The sequence below is a fragment of the Deltaproteobacteria bacterium genome, from assembly GCA_029210625.1.
Classification (GTDB): domain Bacteria; phylum Myxococcota; class Myxococcia; order SLRQ01; family SLRQ01; genus JARGFU01.
Genome location: JARGFU010000010.1, coordinates 204,678 through 215,407, shown reverse-complemented (window position 1 = coordinate 215,407; position 10,730 = coordinate 204,678). Strand labels below are relative to the sequence as shown.

The window sequence follows — 10,730 nt, the reverse complement described above, 5'->3', positions numbered from 1 at the left end:
GGCAACGCGGTGAGCGGCAGCGACACCGGCTCGGACACCCTGACCATCGACAACCTCTCCCCGGGGAACGCCACCTGGGGCGGCGTCTCCCCGGCCAACACCCAGATCAGCCTGAACTGGAGCAACCCGGGCGACGGTGACCTCGCCGAGGTGATGATCCTGCGCAACACCGCGAGCATCTCGGACACGCCCTCCGAGGGCAGCACCCACCTCCAGGGCGGCACCCTGGGATCCAGCTACGTCCAGTACGTGGGGCTGGGCACCTCGCACATCGCCACCACCCTGACCAACGGGCAGGACTACTGGTTCAAGGCCTTCAGCCGGGACAGCAACGGCAACTGGTCCGCCGGCGTCCAGACCGGCCCCCACCAGCCGGCCATCGGCGACTCGGACGCGCCCTGCGCGGCAGCCGATCTCCAGGTGACGGCGACCACCGACACCACCATCACCTTCACCTTCACGGCGCCCTACGAGGACTGCCTCGGCACCACCGGCACCCCGACCACCTACATGGTCCGCTACGACTACGCGACCATCACCTCGGGCACCTGGGCCAACGCGCTGGTCTTCAACGACACCTTCACGCCCACGGTGGCCGCGGGCGCCCCCGAGACCGTGCAGATCACCGGCCTGGACTCGAACACCCGCTACTACGTGCAGGTGCGGGCGGTGGACGACTTCTCGAACGTCGGTCCCCTGGCCACCCCCCTCGCGGCGGACACCGACCAGACCCACTCCACCTTGCACATGGGCTGGAACCTGGCCGGCAACGAGAACAACCTCGGCGCCACCAACACCTGCCTCGGCGTCTTCGGGGTGACCTCCTGCATGTACTGGGTCTCCACCGGCCTGTCCGACTGGGACGGCTCCTACTCGGATACCGGCTCGGCCGGGACCGTCTACGACGGCTACGGCTACTGGCTGGGCATGACCGGCGGCGAGGAACTGACCCCGCCCGGCGACTCCACGCCCACCACCAACGGCTCGACCGTCGAGGTGCCCCTGCAGAAGGGCATGAACATGGTGGCGAACCCCCACGCCGACTCGGTGCTGCTCTCGGCGGTGACGATCGTGCAGAACCCGGGCGCCAGCGAGGTGGTGAACACCTGGGAGAACGCGGTCCTCGCCGGCTGGGTCTACTCCTCGATCTACACCTACGACGGCACCAACTACTTCCAGGAGACCTGGGACTCCGATCCCGTCCTCTGCGGCAAGCTCCACCCCCGGAAGGCCTACTGGCTGAAGCTGATGATCGACGACCTGAACACCTACGCCGTCCGGGTCAAGAACCCGAACCCGTAGGCCGCTGCCTGGAGCGCCCGCGCCGCCCGGCGGCGCGGGCGTGGGCCTCGAGGCCCTCGATGCGCGCGAGGGCCTCGGCGTCCTCGGCCACCCGGGCCCCGGCCTGCAGGTCGAAGTCCAGCCAGGTCTGGGCCCGCAGGAAGGTGAGGACCGAGAGGGCGCCCCGGCTGCGGGCGCTGCCCCCGGTGGGCAGCACGTGGTTGGGGCCGGCCCCGTAGTCGCCGAGGACCTCGGCCGAGGACCCGCCGACGAAGAGGGCACCGCAGTGGTAGAAGCGCTCGCGCAGGGAGGCGGCGTCCCGCAGGTGCAGGGCCAGGTGCTCCGGCGCCAGGCGATCGCAGAGCGCGATCGCCTCCTCGAGATCGGCGGCCTCCACCGTGAAGCCCCGCGCGAGGGCCTGCCGGGCGACGCCGGCGGTGGGCAGGTCGCGAAGCTGCCGCTCCAGCTCTCCGTCCACGGCCTCCGCCACCGCCGCGTCGAGGGCGACCAGCACCGGCAGGGCGTCGGGATCGTGCTCGGCCTGGGCCAGGAGGTCGGCGGCGACGAGCGCCGGGTCGGCCCCGGCGTCGGCGAGGACCAGCAGCTCCGAGGGGCCGGCGAGCATGTCGATGGCCACCCGGCCCGCGACCCGGGCCTTGGCGGCGGTCACCCAGCGGTTGCCCGGCCCCACGATGGCGTCGCAGGCGGGCACCTCTCCGGCGCCGTGGGCCAGGGCGGCGATGGCCTGGGCGCCGCCGACCGCCAGCAGCGCGTCGGCGCCGGCGAGGGCCGCGGCCGCCAGGGTCTCGGGGGCCGGCCGGGGAGACGCCACCCAGACCTCGCGCACCCCGGCCACCCGGGCGGTGATCGCCGTCATCAGCACCGAGGAGGGCAGCGGATAGCGCCCCCCCGGGGCGTAGCAGCCGGCGCGCTCCACCGGCACCAGGCGCAGGCCCGCCCGGCCGCCCTCGATGGCGACCTCCAGCGCCCGGAGGCCCTCGGCCTGGGCCCGGGCGAAGTGCTCGATGCGGGCCGCGGTGCGCTCGAGGACGCCGCGCCGCTCCTCGTCGAGCGCGGCGAGGGCCGCCTCCAGCGCCTCCCGGCCGATCACCAGGGGCTCCCCCGGCTGCCGGTCTCCCAGCCGCTCGGCCCAGCGGCGCAGGGCCGGCTCCCCCTCCTCGCGGACCTCGGCCAGGATCGGATCGACCTGCGCCAGGGTCTCGGCGTCGACCGGGTCCAGGGTCTCGGCCCGGATCTCTCCCGCCTTCCTTCGCTTCAACATCACTTCGCCTCCTCCCGGTCCTTCCGGTCACCCGGGCGCCGGCTCACCTTCAGCGCCCGGCGATCCAGCTCGGCCTCGATCGGCTCGAGCCCCACGCCGGCCCGGGTCGCCGCGACCAGGGCGAAGTAGATCAGGTCGGCGGCCTCGTGCACGACCTCGGCCTCGCCCCGGGCCTCACCGAGCTCGCCGGCCTCCTCCCGCAGCTTGGCCTCCAGCAGGCCCGCCTCCTCGAAGAGCCGGGCGCTGTAGGAGCCCGCCGGCGCCTCCCGGCGGCGCGCCTCGAGGAGGCGGGCGAGGGCCTCGAGCCCCCTCCCCTCCCCGAAGCAGCCCCGGGTCCCGAGGTGACAGAAGGGGCCGCGCTGCCGCACCCGCAGGCGCAGGGCGTCGCGGTCGCAGTCGACGGAGAGGTCGATCACCTCCTGGGTGTTGCCCGAGCTCGCCCCCTTCACCCAGAGCCCGCGGCTGCGGGAGCGGTAGGCGCCGCGGCCCTCGTCGATGACGACCCGCAGGCTCTCCAGGTCGGAGTAGGCGAGGCCCAGCGAGCGGCCGCCCTCGTCGCAGACCACCGTGGGCCAGAGTCCGTCGGGGCGGTCCGAGCGCAGGGGAGCGGCGAAGGCCTCGGCCAGGCCCATCCGGCCGGTGTAGAGGGCCATCCCCACCTGGGCGTCGGCGCCGAGGCGGTCGAGGGCCGCCACCTCCTCGGGGGTGGTGATGCCACCGGCGATGGTCACCCGGGCCTCGCCCGCCGCCGCCACGATGGCCTCCACCCGCTCGAGGTCGGTGCCGCCCAGGCGCCCCTCGAGCTCCACGAAGGTGACGAGGAAGCCGCCGGCGTACTCGCGCAGCGCCTCGAGGCGCTCGAGGATCCCGGCGCCGGTACCCCTTCGCCAGCCCTCCACCACCACCTCGCCGCGGTCGGCGTCGAGCGCGACGATCACCCGCTCCCGCGGGAGCTGCATCAGCAGCTCGGGCCGGGCCGCGGTGCCGATGATGATCTTCTCGGCGCCCGCGTCCAGCCAGGCCCGGGCGGTCTCGAGATCGCGGATCCCGCCGCCCACCCGGCAGGGAGCCAGGCGCAGCAGCTCGCGGACGAGCCCGGCGTTGCTGCCCTGGCCGAGGGCGGCGTCGAGGTCGATCACCGCGACCTCCCCCACCCGGCCGAAGGTGCGGGCGAGGGGCCGGGGGTCACCGGCGCTGAGCTCCCGCTCGCGCCCTCCGATGAGCTGGACGGCCTCGCCCTCCATCAGGTCGATGCTCGGGACGATCATGAGCGCAGCTCCCAGCGCCCGGCCGCTCCGGCCAGCGCGCGCTTGAGGTCGGGGACGGTGTAGCTCCCCTCGTGGAAGATGGACGCCGCCAGGACCGCCTCGGCCCCGGCGTCGAGGGCCTCGGCCAGGTGCTCGGGCCCCGAGGCGCCCCCGGAGGCGATGACCGGCACCGACACCCGCCGGCTCACCTCCCGCAACAGCTCGGTGTCGTAGCCGCTGCGGGTTCCGTCCCGGTCCCAGGAGGTGAGCAGGATCTCACCGGCCCCCCGCTCGACCCCCTCCACCGCCCAGGCGAGGGCGTCCTTGCCGGTGCGCACCGTGCCCGAGCGCACGACCACCTCCCAGCCCTCGCCGCTGCGCGCGGCGTCGAGGGAGAGGACCGTGCACTGGCGGCCGAAGCGCCGGGAGAGCTCGCCGATCAGCTCGGGCCGCTCCACCGCGGCGCTGTTCACGCCGACCTTGTCGGCGCCCGCCCCGAGGAGGGCCGCGGCGTCCTCGGGCGTGCGCACGCCGCCTCCCACCGAGAGGGGCAGCGAGAGGACCTCGCGCACCGCCCGCACCGTCTCGAGCGCGTGCCCCCGCCCCTCGGGGGTCGCCGAGACGTCGAGGAGGACGATCTCGTCGGCCCCCTGCCGCTGGTACTCGGAGACGAGCTCCACCGGATCGCCCAGGTCGCGCAGCCCCTGGAAGCGCACGCCCTTCACCACCCGGCCGTCGCGGGTGTCGAGGCAGGGGATGATCCGGCGGCGCAGCCGTGCCTCCCGGGGGCCGCTCGAGGGGGCGAGGGCGGGCTGCCCGGCGAGCCAGCGCTCCAGCAGCCCCTGGCCGAAGGCGCCGGAGAGCTCGGGGTGGAACTGGCAGGCCAGGACGGCGCCGCGCTCGAGGGCGGCGACGAAGGGGCCGCCGTGCCAGGCCCAGGCGACCTCCCACCCCGCGGGCACCTCGGCGAGGCGGTAGCTGTTGGCGAAGTAGGCCTCGCCCTCCCCCACCGCGTTCCAGCCCATCTGCGGGCTGCGCAGCCCGGCGGGGAAGCCGCCGACCTCGAGGGGCAAGAGGCCCAGGCCCTCCACCCCCGGGCTCTCCTCGCTGCCCTCGGCGAGGAGCTGCAGGCCCAGGCAGATGCCGAGGGTCGGCCTCCCCGCGCGGAGGCGCTCCCGGAGGAGCTCGACGACGCCGAGCTCCTCCAGGCGCGCCATCGCCGCGCCGAAGGTGCCCACGCCCGGCAGCACCAGGCGCTCCGCCGCGGCGAGCCGCCCGGGATCGTCACAGATCTCGGGCGTCGCCCCGGCCCGCCGCAGCGCCGCGCAGACGCTGGCGGTGTTGGCCAGCCCGGTGGGGAGCACCAGCGCTCGCTCGCTCATCACAGCACCCCCTTGGTGCTCGGGACCGCGTCCCCCTCGCCCTCGAGGGCGAGGGCCTGGCGCAGGGCCAGGGCCAGGGCCTTGAAGGCCGCCTCGGCGCGGTGGTGGTCGTTCTCCCCCCGGAGGAGCTCGAGGTGGAGGGTGAGCCGCGCCGCGGTGGCGAGGCTGATGAAGAAGTGCGTCAGGTTCTCGCAGGCCACGGTGCCCAGCCGCTCGCGGCGGAGGCCCAGCTCCACGAAGGCGAAGGGGCGCCCGGAGAGATCGACGACCGCCCGGGCGAGGGACTCGTCGAGGGGCGCGTAGGCCGAGCCGAAGCGGGTGATGCCCCGCCGCTCCCCCAGCGCCTGATCCAGGGCCGCGCCGAGGACCAGCGCGCAGTCCTCGACCGTGTGGTGATCGTCCACCTCGAGGTCTCCCTCGCAGGTGAGGCGCAGGTCGAGGCGGGCGTGACGGGCGAGGGCCTCGAGCATGTGATCGAGGAAGGGCAGGCCCGTCTCCAGGGTGCTCTCGCCCCGGCCGTCGAGCTCGAGGGAGAGCTCGATGCGGGTCTCGCGGGTCTCGCGCTTCAGGGTCACCTGGCGGCTCATGCGATCACCTCCTGACAGATCGAGAGGGAGGAGAGGAGGCGCTCGAAGGCGGCCTCGTCTCCGGGCAGGGCGATGCGGACGGCGTCCTCCAGGCTCGCGCGGCCGGGGAAGGCCCGCACCGCGATGCCCTGACGGGCGAGCGCCTCGCGCAGCCCGCCGGCGTCCCGCACCCGGGCGAGGACGAAGTTCCCCTGGGAGGGCCAGGGCCGGGCGCCGAGGCTCCGCAGGGCCTCCTCGAGGCGCGCCCGCTCCTCCCGGACCCGGGCGATGAAGCGCTCGCGGAGCTCGCGCTGGGCCGGCGAGGCGAGGAGCTGCTCGACCAGCCAGAGGGAGAGCCCCGAGACGGGGAAGGGGCCGCCGGCGGCCCGGAGGGGCGCGAGGACCTCGGGCGCGCCGAGGAGGCAGCCCACCCGCAGCCCCGCCAGACCCCAGGCCTTGGAGAAGGTCCGCAGGACGAGGCCGCCGGGCCGCGAGAGCGCCAGGGCCGTCAGGTCCTCGTCGGCGAACTCGGCGTAGGCCGCGTCGAGGAGCAGCAGCGCGTCGCGCGCGGCGGCGGCCTCGAGGAGGCCCTCGAGCCCCGCCCGGTCGATCACGCCGCCGGTGGGGTTGTTGGGGCTGGTGACGACGACGAGGGCGGTGGCCTCTCCGATCCGCTCGCGCGCCTCCGCCGCCGGGTAGCCGGCCTCGGTCCAGGAGGGGGAGACCAGGGTGGCGCCGGCGAGGAGGGCGTAGTGGCGGCTCATCTCGAAGGCGGGCTCGGGGAGGATCACCTCGCGCCCCGGGGCGAGGTAGGCGCGGCAGAGGCGGTCGAGGGCCTCGTCACCCCCGGCGGTGATCAGGGCGCCGCCGGCCGGCAGCCCCCAGGCCTCGGCCAGGGCGGCCTCGAGGGCGGCGGCCCGGGGGTAGCCCCGCAGGATCTCGGGCGGGGCCTCGGAGAGCAGCCGCAGCATCGCCGCCGGGGGCGGCGGCCCCTCGTTGCCGTCGAGCTTCAGGTCGATGGGGTACTCGCTGCGGGGGGCCTCGTAGGCTCGCAGCGCGCGCAGGGCAGGGACGGGGGTCAGCATCGCGTGGATCCTTCAGGCCAGGAGCTGGGCCAGCTCGGTGACGACGATGTCGCTGCCGCCGCTCTGGCGGATGCGGGGGATGAGGCCGGGCAGCGCGTCCCGGGGCACGGCGGCCTTCACCGCGAAGCCGGCGTCCCCGGAGAGGCGGGCCACGGTGGGCTGGCGCAGGCAGGGCAGGATCTCCACCAGCGCGTCGAGGCGATCCGGGGCGACGTTCACCTCGACCATCACCCGGCGGCGGGCCTGCAGGACTCCACCGAGCACCAGGGCCAGGTCCTCGATGCGCTGGCGCTTCACCGGATCGGCCAGGGCCGCGGGGCTGGCGTAGAGGCGGGTCGAGGAGCGCATCAGCTCGTCGATGATCGTCAGCCGGTTCGCCTCCAGGGTCGCGCCGGTGGCCGTGTTGTCCACGATGCAGTCGGCGTCCTCGGGGGGGAAGACCTCGGTGGCCCCGTAGGAGCGCAGGAAGCTGGCCTCGAGGTTCCGCTCGCGGATCCAGCGGGTGGTCAGCCGCTCGTACTCGGAGGCCACCCGCAGGGGCTGGCGGGGCAGCTCGCCCTCGACCAGCAGGGCGCTGGGCGCCGCCGCCACCACCCGCACCGGGTCGAGGCCGGTGTCGAGGAGCTCGACCAGGTCACCGTCCAGCTCGGCCACCCAGTCGGCGCCGGCGAAGCCGAGGTCCCGGGTGCCCTGGTGCATCATCTCCACCGCGTTCTGCGGCTTGAGCAGCTTCACGTCGAAGCCCTCGAGAGAGAGCCGGGGCCGGTAGCCCCGCTCGCCGAGGCTCACCCGCACGCCGGCGTCCGCCAGCAGGGTCAGGACTCCGTCCATCATCCGGCCCTTGGGCAGGGCCAGCTTCACCTTCGCTTCGTCTCGTCCAGGCACTGTGTCGCTCCTTCGTTGTGCGACCCCGGGGGTTGCGGCCCCTTCGTGCCTTCCGGACACGAAAAAACCGGCCTCTCGGGGCCGGTGTCTTCGTGGGGGAACCTACGCGCAGCTCGACACCGACCCCTAGGGGTGATGGTGCCGATGATGCTGGAGGGTTCCGAACATGCGGTCAGCTTGGATCAACGCAAGACGATCCGTCAAGTCCTCTCTTCGGGATACGCTGCCTCTCGACAAGGGGGATCGGCATGCCCGAACAGGTGACCTTCACGCAGCGCCTCCACTACCGGGTCGACAACTTCCTCGCCCGGGGGAGCGGCGCGCTCTTCCTCTCGCTTCTGGTCGCCTTCCTCGGCTCCATCGTGGCCCTGGCCCTCGTGCGGCTCGCCGTCCACCTGGTGGCGCCGGACGCCTCCGAGGACGCCCTGCGGCACGTCTGGACGATCTTCCTCGAGCTCACCGACCCCGGGAACATGGGCATCGACACCGACACCCACCCGGGCTTCAAGGCGGTGGCGATCCTCACCGGCATCACCGGGGTGGTGATCTTCTCGGCCCTCATCGCCTTCATCACCACGGCCCTCGATCAGGCCATCGCCGGCCTGAAGCGGGGCCACAGCCGGGTGCTCGAGTCGGGGCACACCCTGATCCTGGGCTGGGGGCCGCGGGTGGTCGAGATCCTGCGGGAGCTGGTCGAGGCCAACGAGAGCGAGGACCACCCGGCGGTGGTCGTCCTGGCCGAGGAGGAGAAGGAGGCGATCGACGAGTACCTCCAGGCGCACTTCACCGACCGGCGGAACACGAAGCTCGTGACCCGCTCGGGCACGACCTCGTCCCTGGCCAGCCTGCAGCACGTCAACGCGGCCCAGTGCAAGTCGGCCATCGTCCTGGCCTCATGCAGCGACACCGCCTCCGAGGCGGAGAAGGCGATCAGCGACGCCAAGACCATCAAGACGGTGCTGGCCCTCGACGCCATCGGCAGCGAGGGCGGCGAGGGGGCCGACTTCCCGATGGTGGCCGAGGTCTTCGACCCGCGGAACCGCCAGGTGATCATGGAGCTCTCGCCCGGCAGGGTCGTGGCCATCGACACCCGGACGATCCTCGCCAAGCTGATGGTGCAGACCTCCCGCACCTCCGGCCTCTCGGTGGTGTACTCGGAGCTGCTCTCCTTCGAGGGCTGCGAGATCTACTTCCACGGCGCCGAGTGGGGGGAGCACACCTTCGGGGAGCTGCAGTACCACTTCCCCGACGGGGTCCCCATCGGCCTGCGCCACGCCGACGGCTCCCTGACCATCCGGCCCGCACCCGAGACGCCGATCGAGGCCGGCGACGAGGTGCTGATCGTCGCCACCGACGACTCGACCATCGAGTACCGTCCGCGGCCCGTGATGCAGCCCGAGGAGCGCCCGGTGAAGGAGACCCGCCTGGAGCAGCACCAGGAGCGGCAGCTGATCGTCGGCTGGGGCCCCAAGGCGCCCACCATCATCACCGAGTACGCCGACTACGTCCTCGAGGGCTCGAAGGTCGACGTGCTGGTGGCCCACCCCGACGAGGCGACCCGGGAGGCCGTCCGCGAGCTGGACGCCAGCCTGGAGGGGCTCGAGGTGACGCTCATCGAGGGTGACCCCCTCGACCGGGACGTCCTGGCCCGGGTGCGCCCCTTCGACTACCACAACGTCACGATCCTCCCGCACCGGGCCGGTGAGCACCTCGACGCGGAGCGCATCGACGCCGAGACCATCCTGGTGCTGCTGAACCTGCGGCGCCTCCTGCGCGATGCCGGCAAGAGCGAGGGTATCGACACCAAGATCATCACCGAGGTCATCGACTCCGAGAACCAGGAGCTGGTCTCCCAGGCCGGCGTGAACGACTTCATCATCTCCGATCGGATGATCTCGATGATCTTCGCCCAGATCAGCGAGGAGCCCGACATCAAGAAGGTCTACGACGACCTCTTCGAGGAGGAGGGCTCGGAGATCTACGTGAAGCCCATCGGGCTCTACTGCGACGAGCTCCCCATCAGCTGCCGCTTCGGCGACCTGATGCGGGCGGCCCAGAAGCGCGACGGCGAGGTCTGCATCGGCTTCAAGCTCGGGCGCCAAGCCCACGACAGCCACGCGAACTTCGGGGTGCGGCTCATCCCCCCCAAGGACGAGACCGTCACCCTCGGCCCCGGCGACGGACTGGTCGTCGTCGCCGAGGACGATCGCTAGCGAGCTAGAAGCTGACCGCCACGGTGGTCTTGAACTGGGTGTCGAGGGGCTGGACCTCCGGATCGAAGTCGGCGGGCGGGTCGGAGTCCCAGGCGAGGGTGAAGGAGACGGCCACCGAGAGCCAGGCGGCCGCCTTCACGTTCAGGGAGGTCTCCGAGAGCAGGCGGATGTCGGAGGGCAGATCGATGCGCGGCTGGGCGTAGACCGACTCGGTCAGGGAGAGGGACTCGCTCAAGGAGGCCCGGCCGATGAGGTAGGAGGAGAAGCGCCCCACCGTCGCCTGGCCTCGCCCCTCGATGAGCTCCTCGTGGTCCAGCATCGCCGCCAGCCCGATCGCCGCGCCCCAGGTCTCGCTGGAGACCAGATCGAGGCGCAGGCCCGCGCCGGCGAGGAAGCGCAGCTGCAGCTTCCGGAAGCGGTCGTACTCGTGCTGCACGAAGGCCTCGGCCGAGACCAGCTCTCCGAAGGCGTGGCGGTAGCGCAGGTGCTCGAAGAGGCGGGAGAGGAAGGGCTCGTCGGCGCCGGACGCCACGCCGTACTCCGCGCTGGCCGCCAGCAGGATCAGGTGGTCACCGAAGCTCCCGGTCCCCGAGAGCTTTAGCCGCAGCGCCAGGTACTCGGTGTTGCCGGTCCGCCAGTCGGCCGAGCCGGAGAGGGCGCCGTGGAGCCCGTCCTCGGGCCTGGCGTCGAAGCGGCTCTGGACGTTGACGATCTGCGCGGCCGCGGGCGTGGCCAGGGCGAGGGAGAGCAGGATCAGGAGGGCGCGCATCGATGGACACCTCGAGGGTC

General features: G+C 73.3%; 9 protein-coding genes. 2 read left to right on the top strand and 7 right to left on the bottom strand.

Translation table 11 applies throughout. From position 1 onward, the window contains the following. The coding region (locus P1V51_11690; GenBank protein ID MDF1563698.1) for a hypothetical protein at positions 1–1,302 on the top strand (1,302 nt) is incomplete at its 5' end. On the opposite strand, the gene hisD is transcribed toward P1V51_11690, so the two are convergent. Genes hisD through hisG form a run of 6 tightly spaced genes read right to left on the bottom strand, consistent with a single transcriptional unit; the run spans position 1,283 to position 7,704 of the window. Next, a complete protein-coding gene (gene hisD, locus P1V51_11685) occupies positions 1,283–2,563 on the bottom strand; it encodes a histidinol dehydrogenase (protein MDF1563697.1) in 1,281 nt (426 codons plus the stop codon). The genes P1V51_11690 and hisD overlap by 20 nt on opposite strands. Next, positions 2,563–3,831: a phosphoribosyl-ATP diphosphatase gene (hisE, locus tag P1V51_11680; GenBank protein MDF1563696.1), complete on the bottom strand. Its 1,269-nt coding sequence runs from the start codon at positions 3,829–3,831 to the stop codon at positions 2,563–2,565. The genes hisD and hisE overlap by 1 nt, the downstream gene beginning before the upstream one ends. Beyond that, positions 3,828–5,192 (bottom strand): imidazole glycerol phosphate synthase subunit HisH, encoded by a 1,365-nt coding sequence (gene hisH, locus P1V51_11675; GenBank protein MDF1563695.1) that lies wholly within the window; start codon positions 5,190–5,192, stop codon positions 3,828–3,830. Before hisH ends, hisE begins: the two co-directional genes overlap by 4 nt. Further along, positions 5,192–5,779 carry an imidazoleglycerol-phosphate dehydratase HisB gene (hisB, locus tag P1V51_11670; protein MDF1563694.1) on the bottom strand — a complete coding sequence of 196 codons (588 nt, stop codon included), beginning with the start codon at positions 5,777–5,779 and terminating at the stop codon, positions 5,192–5,194. The genes hisH and hisB overlap by 1 nt, the downstream gene beginning before the upstream one ends. Next, entirely contained in the window at positions 5,776–6,843 is a 1,068-nt protein-coding gene (locus P1V51_11665; GenBank protein ID MDF1563693.1) for a histidinol-phosphate transaminase, read from the bottom strand. The genes hisB and P1V51_11665 overlap by 4 nt, the downstream gene beginning before the upstream one ends. Positions 6,844–6,855: 12 nt before the next feature. Further along, complete coding sequence (hisG, locus tag P1V51_11660; protein MDF1563692.1) at positions 6,856–7,704, bottom strand: ATP phosphoribosyltransferase; 849 nt, start codon at positions 7,702–7,704, stop codon at positions 6,856–6,858. Between the two features lie 272 nt (positions 7,705–7,976). On the opposite strand from hisG, the gene P1V51_11655 reads away from it, so the two are divergent. Next, positions 7,977–9,941 carry a hypothetical protein gene (locus tag P1V51_11655; protein ID MDF1563691.1) on the top strand — a complete coding sequence of 655 codons (1,965 nt, stop codon included), beginning with the start codon at positions 7,977–7,979 and terminating at the stop codon, positions 9,939–9,941. Between the two features lie 4 nt (positions 9,942–9,945). Here P1V51_11655 and P1V51_11650 read toward each other — a convergent pair whose 3' ends face one another. After that, positions 9,946–10,710, bottom strand: a complete 765-nt coding sequence (locus P1V51_11650) for a DUF481 domain-containing protein (GenBank protein ID MDF1563690.1) — start codon at positions 10,708–10,710, stop codon at positions 9,946–9,948. Positions 10,711–10,730 lie beyond the last annotated feature (20 nt).